This is a genomic window from Micromonospora sp. AMSO12t, from assembly GCF_008806585.1.
GTDB classification, from domain to species: Bacteria; Actinomycetota; Actinomycetes; order Mycobacteriales; family Micromonosporaceae; genus Micromonospora; species Micromonospora reichwaldensis.
In genome coordinates, this window is record NZ_WAAS01000149.1 from 1 (window position 1) to 15,825 (window position 15,825).

Genomic DNA, 15,825 nt, shown 5'->3' on the forward strand with positions numbered 1-15,825 from the left:
ATGGCCGGCAGCGACGCCCCGAACACGGCCAGCCCCACCACCAGCGGGGCCGCCACCGCACCGGCCAGCGGCGGGGCCAGGGCGAGCAGGCCGAGCAGCGCCGCCCCGGCGGTGAACAGGAACCCGCCGCCCTCTCCGCCGGGGAGCGTCAGCTCGTCGCGGCGGTCCGGGCCTACCTCGCCCCGGCACCGCTGGTGATCCTCGACGAGGCGACGTGTCACCTGGACCCGACCCTGGAGGCGACCGTCGAGCACGCCTTCGCCCGCCGGGGCGGCACCCTGGTGGTCATCGCGCACCGGATCAGCTCGGCGACCCGGGCCCGGCGGGTGCTGGTGTTCGACGGCGACCGGCCGCTCGTCGGCAGCCACGACGACCTGCTGATCCGCTCGACCACCTACCGCGAGCTGGTCGGGCACTGGGAGGACGTGACGCCGCCGGACCGCGTGCCGCTCGGCCGGGCCTGACGGTCCCGGGGCCGGCCGCCCGTCGTCAGATCCAGCCGGCCTCGCGGGCGACCCGCACCGCCTCCACCCTCGTGCGCGCGCCCGCCTTGCGGGCGATCCGGCCGAGGTGGTTGCGCACGGTTCCCGGGGCGAGCCCGAGCGCCCGGGCGACCTCCACGACCGGCGCCCCGGCTGCGGTCAGGTCGAGGATCTCCGTCTCCCGCGAGGTGAGCGGGCTGTCCCGGCTCAGTGCCGCCATCACCAGGTCGGCGTCGACCACCGACTCGCGGCGGGCCAGCCGCCGGATGCCGTCCAGCACCCGGTGCGGGGAGACGTCGGCGCCGAGGATCCCGACGGTGCGCCCCGGCACGAAGACCCGGTGCAGGCTGCGCGCCCGGCGACGGTCGGCGAGCACCAGCAACGGGCAGTGCCCCGCCACGCCCGTGTCGCCGATGAGGTCGAGGTCCACGACCGCCACGTCGGGACGCTGCGTCCGGACCGCCGGTGGCAGGGCGTCGCCCCGGTCCAGTTCCGCCACCACGCTGATGTCCGCCTCGGCGGCGAGCACGAGCGACAGGGCGCCACGGACCAGGGCGCCGTCGAGAGCGAGCAGGGTACGGATCACCGTTGACCCTCCGGAGCGTCGTCAGACAGATCACGGACCGTCAGAATTCAAACACGTCCCGCCAGATTCCGCTCGGCGGGCGACCCGCCACCGTCCAGGCCGTATCCGGCGGGCGACCCGCCACCGTCCAGGCCGGACGAGGGGCGGGACGGCGCTGGCCCGCCCCGGCCCGGGCGGGCGGGGCCGGCCCGCTACATCCAGCCGTCGCGGCGGGCGCGCCACACCGCCTCCATCCGGTTGCGGGCACCGGTCTTGCGCATGATCGCCGACAGGTGGTTGCGTACGGTCCCGTGCGCCAGGTAGAGCCGGCGGGCGATCTCCTTCAGCGGCAGGCCCTCCGCAGCCACCCGCAGCACCTCCACCTCCCGGCGCGTCAGCGGGCTCGACGCGGGGCGCAGCGCCGTCACGGCGGCGGCGGCGTCGATGACCTTCCCCCCGGCGGCGAGCTCCCGGACGGCGTCGACGAGCGCCTCCAGGGACGCGTCCTTGCCCACCAGGCCCCGTACGCCAGCGGCCAGCAGGTCCCCGACGATCCGCTGGCTCCACCGGCGGCCCATGGCCAGCACGGCGGTGTCGGGCATCGCCCCGGTGATCTCGGCGACGACCTCGACCGGATGCGGGGCGTCCGGCGCCAGGTCCACCAGCACCACGTCCGGCCGGAGCCGGCGCACCAGGGCGGGCAGCTCCGCCACCCCGGTCACCTCGGCGACGACCTCGATTTCCTCCTCGCTCGACAGTGCCGCGCACAGCGCGGTGCGTAGCAGGCCCATCTCCTCGACAACGACGACGCGGATCAACGGGTAGCTCCGATCTTGGGGGGTGCGGGGGCGGCGGGCGGTCCCGTTGACGGGACTACGCAGGCCGGCCGGACGGAACGACTGGATCATCAAGCGCGACAACGACGACCGACGGTCAGGGGCATCCGGGTGGCCCGACGCGGCGCGGAACGGCCGGAGGGACCGGACGAGCGCGCGGGCGGGCCCGCCGGGACTCAGCCGGGACGGGCACTCACCCCGGGGGACCGGTCACCCGGGGCGGACGGCGCGGGAGGCGGCCCGCCGTCGGCTCCCGCCGGAAGGGCCGGGACGGCGTGGTGCCCGGGCGGCGCCGGGGCGCGGCCGTGCGTGGCGGCCGGGACGGCGGCTCCCCGCCGCACGACGAGCCGGGCGACGGGCACCCTCGGCCGCCGCAGCGGGGAGGCGGCCTCCGGCCCGGGGACGGGTGGACGACCAAACGTCGGGCGACGCACTGGACAGCGACCTCCCTCGTCGGACACGTCGACACATCGTAAAGATCTGCTTACCCGATTGCAGCTCGTGGATGCCTCGTGACGGATTGCCGACTGGGTGCTGACGGCTGACGCGCCGTGCGTTAGAGAGCCCGCCCGTGGTGCCGTACGCACCGGGGCGGCAACGGACACAAGCCCCCCGTGAAGGAGGGCTTGTGTCCGTTCGTCGTCGGGGACGACCGGCCGGTCAGGTCATGTCGTCGTAGCGGCGCTCGATCGGCGCCGGCGCGGCGACCGGCTCGGGGGCCGTGATCGGCGCGCTGGCGTCCACCCGCTGCCCGGCCTCCACCGGCTCGGGGTCGAACTCCAGCGGCGACACCTCGTCGTCGCCGACGCCCGCGTAGACCTCCTTGCCACGTCCCCTGCGCTTGTCGTTGAGGAACGCCACCCCGACGGCGACGAAGTAGAGCAGCGACAGGCAGAGCGCCAGCAGGGTCATGCCGAACGGCCCGGGGTCGGGGGTGGCGATCGCCGCGAACGCGAAGCAGATGAAGACCACGGCCCGCCACCAGCTGAGCAGCCTCCGGGCGCTCACCACCCCGGTGAAGTTGAGCATCAGCAGGGTGAGGGGGAACTCGAACGCGACCCCGAAGAGCAGGATCATGTTGGTGACGAACGAGATGTACCGGGTCACCTCAAGCTGCGAGTCGGTGCCGGTGACGCCGGCCTCCAGCAGGAAGGCCAGGCCCTTGTCCACCACGAAGAAGGCCAGCACCGCACCAGCGGCGAACAGGGGCGCCGCGATCGCCACGAAGACGTACGCCCACTTGCGCTCGTGCCGGTGCAGGCCCGGCGCGATGAACGCCCAGAGCTGGTAGAGCCAGACCGGCGCTCCGATGATCAACCCGATCCAGAGCGCCAGCTTCAGCTTGAGGACGAAGCCGTCGGTCGGTGCGAGCTGCAGGAAGTTCTGGCACTCACCGTCGACGATCATGCCGGGAAGCCGGCAGTACGGCTGCTTGAGCAGGTCGAACGCCGGCTGGGCGAGCAGGAAGCCGATGATCAGGCCGAACGCGATAGCCAGTGAGGCGCGGAACAGCCGGTTGCGCAGCTCGCGGATGTGCTCGATGAGCGTCATCGAGCCGTCGGCGGCCCGCTCGAAGTTGCTCGGACCGCGCTTCTTGAGGGCGAAGGCCACGGGTCTCGGGCCCTTCGGTCAGTTGTCGCGGACGCGCTGCACCGGGTCGTTGACCGGGGGTGCGTACGGCTGCTGCTGCGGGGCGACGTGCGGCTGCTGCCCGGCGGGCGGCGGCGCGTACGGCTGACCCTGGACGGTCTGCGGCGGGAGCGGCTGGTAGCCGGACTGCGCGTCGGCCTTCTCGGCGAGGTCCCGGTCGTCGTCGTGCAGGCTCTTGGTCTCGGCCTTGATGATCCGCAGCGAACGGCCCAGCGAACGGGCCGCGTCAGGGAGCCGCTTCGCGCCGAAGAGCAGGATCAGCACGACCACGAGTACGGCGATGTGCCACGGCTTGAGGGCACCCATGGGAAGCTCCAGTCGCTCTGTGTCGTCGTGAGGGGTGTACCGCAGCCCATCGTACGTCCGTCAACGGCCGCTGCCACCCCGCCGGGTGGTGGTGGTTCGTCCCGGCCGGTGAAGTCTTGACCAACGCGGGACGTCCCGTCAACCATCTGCCGCAGGATCGTTCCTGCGTGAACCGGAGCGGTACGCGCAGGAACCGGGCACCGATCGATCAGCCGCCGCGTTTCGCCTTGATCACGGCCAGCCGCCGCTGGGTGGTGTCGAGCTGCTCCTGGAGAGCCTCTGCCCGTGCCTGGAGGGTCTCGGCGGTCTCCCGCAGCGACTCCGCCTCGGTCGCCCGGCGTTGCAGGGCAACGGCCGCGCGACGCAGCCGGGGCAGCCGCGCCAGCACCGGCCGCAGGGCCAGGGCGAACACGACGAGCGCGAACAGCACCACCGCGAGCACGATCCACTTCACCACGGCGGTCAGCCTACTGCGTGCCCGCGGTGACCGCCGGGTCGGCCGGGGAGACCGCCCGCGCCGGGTCCGGCCCGCCGACGGGCACGGGTGGCGCGGCCGGCACCGGCAACGCGTACGCGTCGAGGGCGGCGACCGCCGCGGCCCGTACCTGCTCGGCCAGCTCGACCGGGGCGACCACCGCCACGTCCGGGCCCAGGCCCAGCACGAACCGGCGGGCCCAGCCCAGGTCGGTGACCCGCAGCGACACCAGCCACTGGTCGCCGCCGCCGGCCTCGACCCGCTCGCACGGGTAGTACTCGGTCAGCCACCGCTCGCCCCGACCGATCCGCAGGGTGATCAGCGGCAGATCCGGCGACGGGCGGAACACGCCCTCCGTGAGGTCGTGCGGGCGGGCCTGCGGCGGCACCACCGCCCGCTCCTCCAACTCGGCGACGGCGTCGATGCGGTCGGCCCGGAACAGCCGCACCGCCTCCGCCCGGCGGCACCACGCCTCCACGTAGGCCCGCCCGCCGACCATCAGCATCCGCAGCGGGTCGACGACGCGGTCGGTGGTCTCGTCCCGCGCGGCCGTGTAGTAGGTGATGCGCAGCGCCCGGCCGCTCTCGACGGCCGTCCGCAGCTCCGCCACCCGCCGGGTGTCGGCGGGCAGCCGGACCTCGACCGGTGCCGCCACCAGGTCACCGGCAGCATTCTCGATCTTCGCGAGGGCCCGCTCGACGGCCTCCCGGTTGGTCACCCCGGGCGTCTCGGCGAGCATCCGCAGCGCCACCACCAACGCGAGGGCCTCGTCCGGGGTGAGCCGCAGGGGCCGGTCGATGCCGGCGTCGTAGGTGATCGTCACCCGGTCGCCGTCGAAGGCCATGTCGATCAGGTCACCGGGGCCGTAACCGGGCAACCCGCACACCCACAGCAGCTCCAGGTCCTCGCGCAGCTGCCGCTCGGTGACGCCCAGGTCCCCGGCCGCCTCGGCGAGCTCGATGCCGGGCCGGGCCAGCAGGTAGGGCACCAGGTTCAGCAGCCGGGCCAGCCGATCGGCCGACGCGCGGGAGCCGCCCCGGGCGGCCGGCCGGGTCACCGGACACCCCCGGCGACCGCGAGGTCGTCGTGCCGGGCGGCGATCTCCTTGAGCCGTTGGATCACCGCGTCGCGCACCTCCGGCGGATCGAGCACCCGCACGTCCGGGCCGTAGCCGACGAGCTGGCCCGCGAGGACGTCCGCGTCGGCGTAGGGCAGGACGAGCCGGTCGCCCTCCGGGCAGGCGGTGACGTCGACAGCCCAGCGGCGCAGCCCGGCGGCGCGGCCGGCGGCGACCAGCACGGTGGCCCGCCCGGTGCGCTCCGCCGGCCCCGACCAGCGGGCCACGTGGCTGATCAGGTCGACCCCGGCCGGTGGCTCGTAGCCTCCGGGAGCGCCGGTCGCCCGGACCGTGCCGACCACCCGGGACAGCCGGAAGCAGCGGGTCGCTTCGCGGTCGAGGTCGTGCCCGACCACGTACCAGCGGCCCCGCCAGCAGACCACGCCCCACGGCTGGAGGCGGCGGCGGGTCGAGTCGTCGCGGTCAGGCACCCGGTAGTCGAAGCTGACCTCGCGCCGGTCCCGGGCCGCGGCGGTGAGCGGCGCGAACGCCGGGTCCACCGTGACCATCGGCTCCAGGCCCAGCGTGGCCTGCGGGTCCACGTCGACGCCGGCGGCGCGCAGCTTCGCCAGCCCGGAGGAGGCGGCGGCGGCCAGGCCCGCGTGCTGCCACAGCCGGGCGGCGATGCCGACCGCGGCGGCCTCGTCCGGTTCGAGCGGGATGTCGGGCAGCGCGTACTCCCGGTGGGCGATCCGGTAGCCGGGCTCCGCATCGAAGACGCTCGCCGTCCCGGTCTCCAGCGGCACGCCCAGCTCGCGCAGCTCGGCCTTGTCCCGCTCGAACTTGCGCTGGAAGGCCTCGTGGTCACGCGCGTCGTCCGGATCGTGCTCGTAGCCGGGCACGGTCGCGGCGATCTGCGCGGCGGTCAGGAACCGCCGCGTGGACAGCAGGCAGATAACCAGGTTGACCAGGCGTTCGGTGCGGGTCCGCGACACGCGGTAGACGCTAGCAGCCCACCCGCCGCGCCCGTGCACCCACGCGGGCAGGACGTGCCCCGCGTCGCGCCCGGCCGGTTCACCGGTCGCCGGGCGGCCGGCCACCGACGACCCTACAGTGACGTGGTGGCCCAGCCGGAGGTCAGGACCGAGAGCGTCGCCACCGTCGTGGTGGCGGGGGCCGCCAACCTCGCCATCGCGGTGGCCAAGCTCATCGCCGGGGTGATCTCCGGGTCGGCGGCGATGCTCTCCGAGGCCGTGCACTCCGTCGCCGACACCACCACCGAGGTGCTGCTGTACCTCGCGTTGCGCCGCGGGGCGCGGCCCGCCGACGCCCGGCACCCTTTCGGGTACGGCAAGGAGAGCTACGTCTGGGCGTTCCTCGCGGCGCTGTTCACGTTCGTCGCCGGCGCCGGATTCGCGATCACCCACGGCGTCACCACCATCCTGGTGCACAAGCACAGCGGCGAGTACCTGGTCACCTACATAGTGCTGGCGGTGTCGTTCGCCATCGAGTCGGTCTCGCTGGCCCGCGCCGTGCACCAGGTCCGCGCCGAGTCCCGGCGCTGGCGCACCTCGCCGCGCCGGTTCCTGCACCTGACCTCCGACACCCCCCTGAAGGCGGTGTTCCTGGAGGACAGCGCCGCTCTGATCGGGCTGGTGCTGGCCGCCGCCGGGGTGGCCCTGTCCCAGCTCACCGGCGACGAGTTCTGGGACGGCGCCGCCTCCATCCTGATCGGCGTGCTGCTGCTCGTGGTGGCCGCCGTCCTGGCGCACAGCAACATCTCGCTGCTGGTCGGCCGCTCCGTACCGGAACGACTGCGCGGCGAGATCACCGAGGAACTGGCCGGCCTGCCCGCCGTGCGGCGCATCGACACGCTGCTGACGATGCAGCTCGGCCCGAGCGACGTCCTGGTCGCCGCGAAGGTGGACTTCGACGACGACGCGAGCGGCGCCACCATCGAGGACGCCGCCGACCAGGCCGAGCGGCGGCTCACCGCCCGTTACCCACAGATCCGGTACGTCTTCCTCGACCCCACCCGCACCGGCGACGCCCCGGAACCCGACGGCCCCGGCGGCTGACCGCCGACCGGCGGCACCGCCCCGGGCGCGCCCGCTGCGGGTGGCGACGCTAGCGTGCCGGGCATGGTGCGATGGCGGTCGGGAACGGTGACGGCGCTGCGGCGGCAGTGGACCGGGGCGGTGGAACTGGACGTCGAGCTGCCCGACGGCGGCACCGTACGCGCCCTGGCCTACCCCGCGCTCGTCGGGCGGCCCGAGCCCGGCGACCGGGTGCTGCTCAACGCCGGCGCGCTGCTGATGGGCCTCGGCACCGGCGGATACGCCCTGGTCGTGGCGCTGCCCGACCGGCTGCCCCCGGACCCGCCGCAGGCCCTCAACAGCCGCGACGCCGGCCACCTCGTCAAGGCCCGCTACACCCCGCTGCAGCCGATCCTGCTCGGTGTCGACGAGGAGGCGTCCCCGCACCGGGAGGTCATGGAGGCCGCCGACGACCTGGCCGGCCTGCCCGTCGTCACCGCCGACCTGCACTCCGCGCTGCCGGCCGTCCTGGCCGGCATCCACGCCGACGCCCCCGCCGCCCGGGTCGCGTACCTGCTGACCGACGGCGGGGCGCTGCCGGCCTGGTTCTCCCGCACCCTCGCCGCGCTGGGCGACCACCTCGTCGGCACGGTCACCGTCGGCCAGGCGTTCGGCGGGGACCTGGAGGCGAGCACCGTGCACAGCGGCTTGCTGGCCGCCCGGCACGTGCTGCGCGCCGACGTGGCGATCGTCGCCCAGGGACCGGGCAACCTGGGCACCGGCACCAGGTGGGGCTTCTCCGGGGTGGCCGTCGGGGAGGCCGTCAACGCCGTCGCCACGCTGGGCGGGCGGCCGATCGGGTCGCTGCGGATCTCCGACGCCGACCCCCGGCCCCGCCACCGGGGCGTGTCGCACCACAGCCTGACCGCGTACGGCCGGGTGGCCCTCGCCCCCGCCGAACTGGTCGTGCCCGACGGACTGGCCCCGGCGCTGGCCGGCGAGGTCGACGCGGCGCTGGCGCCCCTCACGGCGCGGCACACCGTCGTCCGGGTCCCGACCGACGGGCTGGACGCCGCGCTGCGGGACACCCCGGTGACGCTGTCCACCATGGGTCGCGGCCTCGACGCCGACCACGCCTACTTCCTGGCCGCCGCCGCGGCCGGCCGGCACGCCGCGCGCCTGCTGTCCTGACCCGCGGCCACCACCGGGCCCCGGTGCCTGCGGGTGCGGCGGTCGCCCGCCCCCGAGCGGCAGGTGCCGGGACCCGGTGGTGATCGGTCAGCTCGCCCCGTAGCCGTACCGCACGATGCGCTCGGCGGCCATCTCGTACACCGCCGGGTCCTCCGGGGCCAGCGTGCCCAGCCCGTCCACGTACCGGTTGAACATGCAGAACGCCGCCGCGATCAGGACCGTGTCGTGGATCTCCAGATCCGTCGCGCCAGCGCCCCGGGCGACCTTGACCAGGTCCGCCGTCACCTCCCGGCCACTGCGCTGCACGGCACCGGCGATGTCCAGCAACGCCCGCAGCTTCTCGCTGACCTCGGCGGCCGCCGGATCGGCACGGACCTGCTCCACCAGCCGCATGCCCAAGGGCAGCTGCGCCGCCGCGAACGCCGAGTGCGAGGCACAGCAGAAGTTGCAGTCGTTGAGCCCCGACACGTACGCCGCGATCAGCTCCCGCTCCCCCGCCGTCAGCGTGGGGTGCGGGGCGCGCAGCAGCGCCTCCGCCAGCTCGCCGAGCGGCTTGGCCGTCTCGGGACGGAACCGCAGCGGGCCGTTGATGCCCGGATGCTCCCGCTCGTCGAGGCCGAGGTCGATGTGTGCCATACGGTCACCCTCCCTGCCGCGACCACGCAGCGCGCGTGGCCCGTCACCGACAATGCCGAACGGGCACGACGGTTCCAGCTCAGCCGGGAGCGGCACAACTTCCAGAATGCGGCGTCGCCCCGGCCGGGATGCCGTGTCGGACCGGCGGCCTGGCGCCCCACTTCGCGGCCGCCGGGGAGACCTGGTTCGGCGTCCAGCGTGAAAGCCGACCCGGCCCATGGCGCCCGTCCGCGCCGCCGGCCGGGTCAGACCAGGAAGATGAGGGCGAGCCAGGCGCCCACGATCAGCACCAGCGCGAGCGCCAGCACCCAGGTGGGCACCGTGTACTCGCCGCGCCGGTTGCGCTCGATCTCGGCGCGGATCTTCTCGCGGCGGCGCTCGGCCCAGTTCTGTCGCTGCTGGCCGCGCTCGGGGGGTTCGGAAGTCGTCATGGCGCGGTCAGCCTACCGGCCCGGCCGGCCCGGACGGTGATCGCCACCGCACCGGGCCGGCCCGCCGCCGTCACATGCTGGCGATCAGCCGTTCCACCCGCTCGTCGTACGCCCGGAACGGGTCCTTGCAGAGCACCGTGCGCTGCGCCTGGTCATTGAGCTTGAGGTGCACCCAGTCGACGGTGAAGTCGCGCCGCTTCTCCTGGGCGTGCCGGATGAACTCCCCGCGCAGCCGGGCCCGGGTCGTCTGCGGCGGGGTCTCCTTGGCCTCGAAGATCTCCGGATCGGTCGCCACCCGGTCCACCTCGCCGCGCCGCTCCAGCAGCCCGTAGAGGCCACGGCCCCGGCGCAGGTCGTGGTAGGCCAGATCCATCTGGGCCACCCGCGGGTGCGACAGCGGCAGGTCGTGCTTGCGCTGGTAGCGCTCGATCAACCGCAGCTTGGTCACCCAGTCGATCTCCCGCGACACCGGTTCCAGGTCGCCGGTCTCCACCGCGCTGAGCACCCGGCCCCACAGCTCCACCACCCGCTTGGCGGTCTGGTCGCCGCCGCGCCGCTCCACGAACTCGGTCGCCTTGGCCAGGTATTCCTGCTGGATCTCCAGCGCGCTGACCTCCTTGCCGGAGGAGAGCCGGACCTTGCGGCGGCCGGTGATGTCGTGCGACACCTCGCGGATCGCCCGGATCGGGTTCTCCAGCGTCAGGTCACGCATCACCACCCCGGCCTCGATCATCCGCAGCACGATGTCGGCGGTGCCGACCTTCAGCAGCGTGGTGACCTCGTTCATGTTCGAGTCGCCGACGATGACGTGCAGCCGCCGGTAGCGCTCCGCGTCCGCGTGCGGCTCGTCGCGGGTGTTGATGATCGGCCGGCTCCGGGTCGTCGCCGACGAGACGCCCTCCCAGATGTGCTCGGCCCGCTGCGAGAGGCAGTAGACCGCCCCACGCGGCGTCTGCAGCACCTTGCCCGCCCCGCAGATCAACTGCCGGGTGACCAGGAACGGGATCAGCACGTCGGCCAGCCGGCCGAACTCCCCGTGCCGCGACACCAGGTAGTTCTCGTGGCAGCCGTACGAGTTGCCGGCCGAGTCGGTGTTGTTCTTGAACAGGTAGATCTCGCCCGCGATGCCCTCGTCGTGCAGCCGCTTCTCCGCGTCGACGAGCAGACCCTCCAGGATCCGCTCGCCGGCCCGGTCGTGCGCGACCAGGTCCACCACCGAGTCGCACTCCGGGGTGGCGTACTCCGGGTGCGAGCCGACGTCCAGGTAGAGCCGGGCGCCGTTGCGCAGGAAAACGTTGCTCGACCGGCCCCACGACACCACCCGGCGGAAGAGGTACCGGGCGACCTCGTCAGGGGACAGCCGCCGCTGCCCGCGATAGGTGCAGGTGACGCCGTACTCGGTCTCGAGGCCGAAGATTCGCCGCTCCATGATGAGACATTAGCCGCCCGAGGCCCCAGATGGGCAGCGCACACCGTGCCGGTCTCACACGGGATCGGTGACGGTCGACCCCGGGCACCCCAGCGCCGGTCCCGGCGGGCGCACGGCGGCCACGGCCGCTCGTCCGTACGCCGCCGGCGGGGTGCGGTGCGTCGCTGCCTCCGCCCTTCCGCCCGGGCGTCCCGGTTGGACGCTCCGGGCTGCGGAGCCGCGACGGGCGGGCGGGTCCCGGACGGCGGCGTCGGAGGGCCCCTGAGCCGGCCGGCACGGCGCGGGGTGACCCTTGAACGCGCGGGAACGGCGGGCGACCCGTGAGACGGCCGGGAACAGCGGGCGGCGGGCGCGGTGGGGTTGCACGACGGCGCGCGGGCCGCGCTCGACCCGCGCGCCACACCGGGTGGCCGGTCGGGCGTGTCCACGCCCGACCGGCCACCCGGGACGTGCCCCGCTACGCCTCGGGGGTGTCCCGGCCCTCCAGGTCCGCCGAGCCGGCGGACGTGGTGGGCTTCTTCGCCTCCTCGGTCGGCGAGGTCGGCGTCTCCGGGCGGGCCGACACCGGCTCCTCGGCCTTGTCGCCGTCGAGCAGCGCGGTCAACGCGGCCCCGGTGATCCGGCGGAACGTCCGCCCCACCCGGCGACGGTCCAGGACCGCCACCTCCAACTGGTTGGCGGCGATGGTCCGGGCGGCGCCGCCCTCTCCCCCGACGCTGCTCAGCGCCTGCATCGCGACCTTCACCGCCTCGCCCAGCGACATGTCCGGACGGTGGTGGGACTTCAGCACGCCGGTGATCGCCTCGGCCTGCCCGCCCATCGCCATCCGGCCCGGCTCGTCGTTGACGGATCCGTCGTAGGTAAGCCGGTAGAGCTCGTCGTCCTCGGCGGTGGTGCCGACCTCGGCCACGCAGATCTCCACCTCGAACGGCTTCGACTGCTCGGTGAAGATGGCACCCAGGGTCTGCGCGAAGGCATTCGCCAGGGCCCGGCCGGTGACGTCACGCCGGTCGTAGCTGAGGCCGTTCAGGTCGGCCATCCGCACGCCGGCGCGGCGCAGGTTCTCGAACTCGTTGTAGCGGCCGACGGCGGCGAAGCCGATCCGGTCGTAGATCTCACTGACCTTGTGCAGGGCGCTGGAGAGGTTCTCGGCGACGAAGAGCACCCCGCCCTCGTAGCTCAGGACCACCGCGCTGCGGCCCCGGGCGATGCCCTTGCGGGCCAGCTCGGAGCGGTCGCGCATGATCTGCTCGGGCGAGGCGTAGAACTGCATGGCCACGGCGGCGGTTCTCCTTAGGGCGCTGTGCTGACGGCTGCTGACTGGTACGGGCGGGAGCGGATCAACCGCCCGGGTTCTCCATCCGGCCGGAGACCACGCTCTCGGCGATCGCCGACATCTCCTCGTCGGTGAGCCGGTGGGTGCCCTCCGCCGTCGCCGTCATCACCACCGGGTAGATCCGCCGGATCAGGTCCGGGCCGCCGGTCGCGGTGTCGTCGTCGGCCGCGTCGTAGAGCGCCTCGACCGCGAGCCGGACCGCCTCGTCGATGGAGAGTCCCGGCTGGAAGCGCTTCTTCAGCGCCGACCGGGCGAAGAGCGAGCCGGAGCCGATCGCGTCGTAGCCGGTCTCCTCGTAGGGGCCGCCGGTGACGTCGAAGCTGAAGATGCGGCCGGCCCGCGCCGGGTCCTTCGCGGCCAGGTCGTAGCCGGCGAAGAGCGGGATCACCGCGAGACCCTGCATCGCGGCGCCCAGGTTGCCACGGATCATGGAGGCGAGCCGGTTGGCCTTGCCGTCGAGCGAGAGCATCGCGCCCTCGATCTTCTCGTAGTGCTCCAGCTCCACCTGGAACAGTCGCATCAGCTCGATGCCGATCCCCGCCGTGCCGGCGATGCCGACCAGGGAGTACGCGTCGGCCGGGTGGACCTTCTCGATGTCGCGCTGGGCGATCAGGTTGCCCATGGTGGCCCGCCGGTCGCCGGCCATCACGACACCGCCGGCGGCCGAGATGGCCACGATGGTGGTCGCGTGCGGCGCCATGTCGGCGGCCATACCCGGCGGCAGCGGCCGGCGGCCGGGCAACATCTCGGGGGCCACCTTGCTCAGGAACGAGGTGAAGGAGGACGTCCCCGCGTTGGTGAACACATCTGGTAGACGCCCGGATGGATCAAAACCCGCTGCCACGTGGTTCCTCTCAGATATGTGATCGCCCCGGCCAGCCGCGACCGATCGTCACGGAACTGGCCAAGGCCACCGTTGCAGTTGAAGCACAATATCCCGCGCACCCACCCGGTGCGATGATCGTGGTCGAGATGTTGGGGATCCGGTGTGCCACAGATCGCGCACACCCCGCCCTGCTCGGCCAGGAGCTCCTGGAACTCCTTCTCGCCGATGCCGTAGCGCCGCCGCAGGTGGTACTCGCGACTGCCGCCGTGGAGCCGCGTCCGCGACTCCCTGCCCTTCTCGTTGTGGCAGGGCTTGCAGTATCGGCCGTGGCCGTCCCGCCCGGATCGGTTACGGGGAAAGTCCGCCAGCACCTTGACCGCATCGCACGCCGGACACCGGCGGTACCCTTCCGGCACCGCCGGTAGCTGACGCACCTCACGCCCATCCCGTTCCCGGACGCGCTTCGCGTAGCTGGCCTTCGAACGCGCGTTGAAGCAAGGTTTGCAGTAGCTGCCACGACCGTCTGGTCTCCTGCTGTTGGCGCAGAAGTCCGCTAAGGGCTTCCACACGCCGCAGTCGCGGCAGAGACGCTCGCCGTTCCGGTCATCCCACTGTCGAGGCATGTCCGAAATGCCGGTTAGACCCTATTCACCCCCTTTTTGGACATAGCCGCGCACGAATTCTTCGGCGTTCTCCTCGAGGACCGAGTCGATCTCGTCGAGCAGGTCGTCGACGTCCTCGGTGATCTCGGCGTGCCGCTCCGCCACTTCCGGGTTCGCCTCGGTGGTGACGTCCTCGATCTCCTCGCCCTGACGCGACTTGCCCGACTGCGACTGCCCGCCGCTGTCACGAGTGGCCATTGCTGCCTCCTCCACGATCGCCCTGCGATCAACTTACCTCGCGGAGGCGACGAAAAGCCCGCCGCGCGCCGCGTTCGGCACCCGACGGGCAATCGTCGACCCGGTCAGCCGCCGGTGAGGGTCTCCAGCAGATCCTTGGCGCTCGCACAGCGGTCGAAGAGCGCCCCCACGTGCTTGCGGGTGCCGCGCTCCGGCTCCATCATCGGCACCCGCACCAGCGACTCCCGGCCGACGTCGAAGATGACCGAGTCCCAGCTGGCCGCAACGACCTCGGAGGCGTACTGGGCCAGGCAGCGGCCGCGGAAGTAGGCCCGGGTGTCCTCCGGCGGTTCGGTCATCGCCGTACGCGTCTGCTCGTCGTCGAGCAGCGTCTTCATCGCGCCCCGGGAGACCAGCCGGTGGTAGAGGCCCTTCTCCGGGCGGACGTCGGAGTACTGGAGGTCGACCAGTTGCAGCTTGTGCGAGCCCCAGCCGAGCTGCTCGCGCTCCCGGTAGCCCTCCAGCAGCCGCAGCTTGGCCACCCAGTCCAGCTCGTCGGCGCAGAGCATGACGTCGCGGCCCAGCCTGTCCAGCACGCGCTCCCAGCGGGCGAGCACGTCGAGGGTCTGCTCGTCGGCATCGGTGCCGTAGCGGTCGTCCACGAAGGACCGGACCCGCTCGTAGTAGGCCCACTGGAGGTCCAGGGCGGTCAGCCGCCGCCCGTCGCGCAGCCGCATCCGGTGCGTCAGGGACGGGTCGTGGCTGACCGCGCGCAGCTCGCTGACCGGGTCGGCGATGCCGAGGTCGGGGCCGAGCGCCTTCTCCTCGATCATCGTGAGGATCAGCGCCGTGGTGCCGACCTTCAGGTAGGTGGAGATCTCCGACAGGTTCGCGTCGCCGATGATGACGTGCAGCCGGCGGTACTTGTCGGCGTCGGCGTGCGGCTCGTCGCGGGTGTTGATGATCGGCCGCTTGAGGGTGGTCTCCAGGCCGACCTCGACCTCGAAGAAGTCCGCACGCTGGGAGATCTGGAAGCCGCTCTGCCCGCCGTCCTGGCCGATGCCGACCCGGCCGGCGCCGCAGACGATCTGCCGGGTCACGAAGAACGGCGTCAGGTACGCGACGATGTCGGCGAACGGCGTCTGCCGGCGCATCAGGTAGTTCTCGTGCGAGCCGTAGCTGGCGCCCTTGTTGTCGGTGTTGTTCTTGTAGAGGTGGATCGGCTGGGTGCCGGGAATCGTGGCGGCGCGCCGGGCCGCCTCGGCCATCACCCGCTCCCCCGCCTTGTCCCAGCGCACCACGTCCAGCGGGTTGGTCACCTCTGGTGTGGAGTACTCCGGGTGGGCGTGGTCGACGTAGAGCCGCGCGCCGTTGGTGAGTATCACGTTGGCCAGCCCGAGGTCCTCGTCGGCGAGCGCCTCGGCCGGGTCGTACGCGGCACCGGAGTAGGTGAAGCCGCGCGCGTCCCGCAGCGGCGACTCCTCCTCGTAGTCCCAGCGGGCGCGGCCGCCCCGGTTGAGTTCCGGGCGCGCCCCGTAGGCGTTGACCACCTGGGAGGAGGTGACCATGGGGTTGGCCCCGGCCTGGCCGGGAACGGAGATGCCGTACTCGACCTCGGTGCCCATGATCCGTCTTACGCTCATCGACCTACCCGCTTCGCTCGCCCGACCCGGTCCCCCGTCACGTCGAGCGTAGTCGGCCGCGCGGCGGATGGGGGCGCGGCGGACCGG

At 73.2% G+C, this 15,825-nt stretch carries 17 protein-coding genes and 1 pseudogene; 3 read left to right on the top strand and 15 right to left on the bottom strand.

The annotated features are described in order from the left end of the window. Window positions 1–464 (top strand): annotated as a pseudogene (locus F6X68_RS20680) (ABC transporter ATP-binding protein); the annotation flags it as partial. A 25-nt stretch (window positions 465–489) separates the two neighbouring features. On the opposite strand, the gene F6X68_RS20685 reads toward F6X68_RS20680, so the two are convergent. The 7 genes from F6X68_RS20685 to F6X68_RS20715 form a co-directional block, all read right to left on the bottom strand. After that, window positions 490–1,068: a response regulator transcription factor gene (locus F6X68_RS20685; protein WP_151455839.1), complete on the bottom strand. Its 579-nt coding sequence runs from the start codon at window positions 1,066–1,068 to the stop codon at window positions 490–492. 191 nt (window positions 1,069–1,259) lie between these two features. Next, entirely contained in the window at window positions 1,260–1,865 is a 606-nt protein-coding gene (locus tag F6X68_RS20690; protein WP_225852331.1) for a response regulator transcription factor, read from the bottom strand. 678 nt (window positions 1,866–2,543) lie between these two features. Beyond that, window positions 2,544–3,494, bottom strand: a complete 951-nt coding sequence (tatC, locus tag F6X68_RS20695; RefSeq protein ID WP_151455841.1) for a twin-arginine translocase subunit TatC — start codon at window positions 3,492–3,494, stop codon at window positions 2,544–2,546. Between the two features lie 18 nt (window positions 3,495–3,512). Further along, the gene (gene tatA, locus F6X68_RS20700; RefSeq protein ID WP_121398247.1) at window positions 3,513–3,839 is read right to left on the bottom strand and encodes a Sec-independent protein translocase subunit TatA; all 327 of its coding nucleotides are present in this window, start codon (window positions 3,837–3,839) and stop codon (window positions 3,513–3,515) included. A 208-nt stretch (window positions 3,840–4,047) separates the two neighbouring features. After that, window positions 4,048–4,296 carry a DUF5320 domain-containing protein gene (locus F6X68_RS20705; protein ID WP_151455842.1) on the bottom strand — a complete coding sequence of 83 codons (249 nt, stop codon included), beginning with the start codon at window positions 4,294–4,296 and terminating at the stop codon, window positions 4,048–4,050. Window positions 4,297–4,306: 10 nt separating this feature from the next. Continuing rightward, the gene (locus F6X68_RS20710) at window positions 4,307–5,371 is read right to left on the bottom strand and encodes a YafY family protein (protein ID WP_151455843.1); all 1,065 of its coding nucleotides are present in this window, start codon (window positions 5,369–5,371) and stop codon (window positions 4,307–4,309) included. Next, the gene (locus F6X68_RS20715; RefSeq protein WP_151455844.1) at window positions 5,368–6,366 is read right to left on the bottom strand and encodes a YafY family protein; all 999 of its coding nucleotides are present in this window, start codon (window positions 6,364–6,366) and stop codon (window positions 5,368–5,370) included. Before F6X68_RS20715 ends, F6X68_RS20710 begins: the two co-directional genes overlap by 4 nt. Window positions 6,367–6,492: 126 nt before the next feature. On the opposite strand from F6X68_RS20715, the gene F6X68_RS20720 reads away from it, so the two are divergent. Both F6X68_RS20720 and F6X68_RS20725 read left to right on the top strand, forming a co-directional pair. Continuing rightward, window positions 6,493–7,449, top strand: coding sequence for a cation diffusion facilitator family transporter (locus F6X68_RS20720; protein WP_151455845.1), 957 nt, complete (start codon window positions 6,493–6,495; stop codon window positions 7,447–7,449). Window positions 7,450–7,512: 63 nt separating this feature from the next. Next, window positions 7,513–8,598 (top strand): DUF3866 family protein, encoded by a 1,086-nt coding sequence (locus F6X68_RS20725; protein ID WP_151455846.1) that lies wholly within the window; start codon window positions 7,513–7,515, stop codon window positions 8,596–8,598. Between the two features lie 87 nt (window positions 8,599–8,685). On the opposite strand, the gene F6X68_RS20730 is transcribed toward F6X68_RS20725, so the two are convergent. The 8 genes from F6X68_RS20730 to dop form a co-directional block, all read right to left on the bottom strand. After that, entirely contained in the window at window positions 8,686–9,234 is a 549-nt protein-coding gene (locus F6X68_RS20730; protein ID WP_151455847.1) for a carboxymuconolactone decarboxylase family protein, read from the bottom strand. A 245-nt stretch (window positions 9,235–9,479) separates the two neighbouring features. After that, a complete protein-coding gene (locus F6X68_RS20735; RefSeq protein WP_151455848.1) occupies window positions 9,480–9,665 on the bottom strand; it encodes a hypothetical protein in 186 nt (61 codons plus the stop codon). A gap of 70 nt (window positions 9,666–9,735) precedes the next feature. After that, window positions 9,736–11,094 carry a Pup--protein ligase gene (pafA, locus tag F6X68_RS20740; RefSeq protein ID WP_151455849.1) on the bottom strand — a complete coding sequence of 453 codons (1,359 nt, stop codon included), beginning with the start codon at window positions 11,092–11,094 and terminating at the stop codon, window positions 9,736–9,738. A 457-nt stretch (window positions 11,095–11,551) separates the two neighbouring features. Then, window positions 11,552–12,373 (bottom strand): proteasome subunit alpha, encoded by an 822-nt coding sequence (gene prcA / locus F6X68_RS20745; protein ID WP_121398240.1) that lies wholly within the window; start codon window positions 12,371–12,373, stop codon window positions 11,552–11,554. A 61-nt stretch (window positions 12,374–12,434) separates the two neighbouring features. Continuing rightward, window positions 12,435–13,274: a proteasome subunit beta gene (gene prcB, locus F6X68_RS20750; protein WP_192581475.1), complete on the bottom strand. Its 840-nt coding sequence runs from the start codon at window positions 13,272–13,274 to the stop codon at window positions 12,435–12,437. Then, a complete protein-coding gene (locus F6X68_RS20755) occupies window positions 13,193–13,879 on the bottom strand; it encodes an endonuclease VII domain-containing protein (RefSeq protein WP_151455851.1) in 687 nt (228 codons plus the stop codon). Before F6X68_RS20755 ends, prcB begins: the two co-directional genes overlap by 82 nt. A 21-nt stretch (window positions 13,880–13,900) precedes the next feature. Continuing rightward, entirely contained in the window at window positions 13,901–14,116 is a 216-nt protein-coding gene (locus F6X68_RS20760; protein ID WP_088993750.1) for a ubiquitin-like protein Pup, read from the bottom strand. Between the two features lie 104 nt (window positions 14,117–14,220). Further along, complete coding sequence (gene dop / locus F6X68_RS20765; protein ID WP_151455852.1) at window positions 14,221–15,738, bottom strand: depupylase/deamidase Dop; 1,518 nt, start codon at window positions 15,736–15,738, stop codon at window positions 14,221–14,223. Window positions 15,739–15,825 lie beyond the last annotated feature (87 nt).

Coding starts and splice junctions, on each gene's coding strand:
- tatA (WP_121398247.1), bottom strand. CDS start 3,839: ATGGGTGCCCTCAAGCCGTGGCACATCGCCGTACTCGTGGTCGTGCTG.
- F6X68_RS20725 (WP_151455846.1), top strand. CDS start 7,513: ATGGTGCGATGGCGGTCGGGAACGGTGACGGCGCTGCGGCGGCAGTGG.
- F6X68_RS20730 (WP_151455847.1), bottom strand. CDS start 9,234: ATGGCACACATCGACCTCGGCCTCGACGAGCGGGAGCATCCGGGCATC.
- F6X68_RS20735 (WP_151455848.1), bottom strand. CDS start 9,665: ATGACGACTTCCGAACCCCCCGAGCGCGGCCAGCAGCGACAGAACTGG.
- pafA (WP_151455849.1), bottom strand. CDS start 11,094: ATGGAGCGGCGAATCTTCGGCCTCGAGACCGAGTACGGCGTCACCTGC.
- F6X68_RS20755 (WP_151455851.1), bottom strand. CDS start 13,879: ATGCCTCGACAGTGGGATGACCGGAACGGCGAGCGTCTCTGCCGCGAC.
- F6X68_RS20760 (WP_088993750.1), bottom strand. CDS start 14,116: ATGGCCACTCGTGACAGCGGCGGGCAGTCGCAGTCGGGCAAGTCGCGT.
- dop (WP_151455852.1), bottom strand. CDS start 15,738: ATGAGCGTAAGACGGATCATGGGCACCGAGGTCGAGTACGGCATCTCC.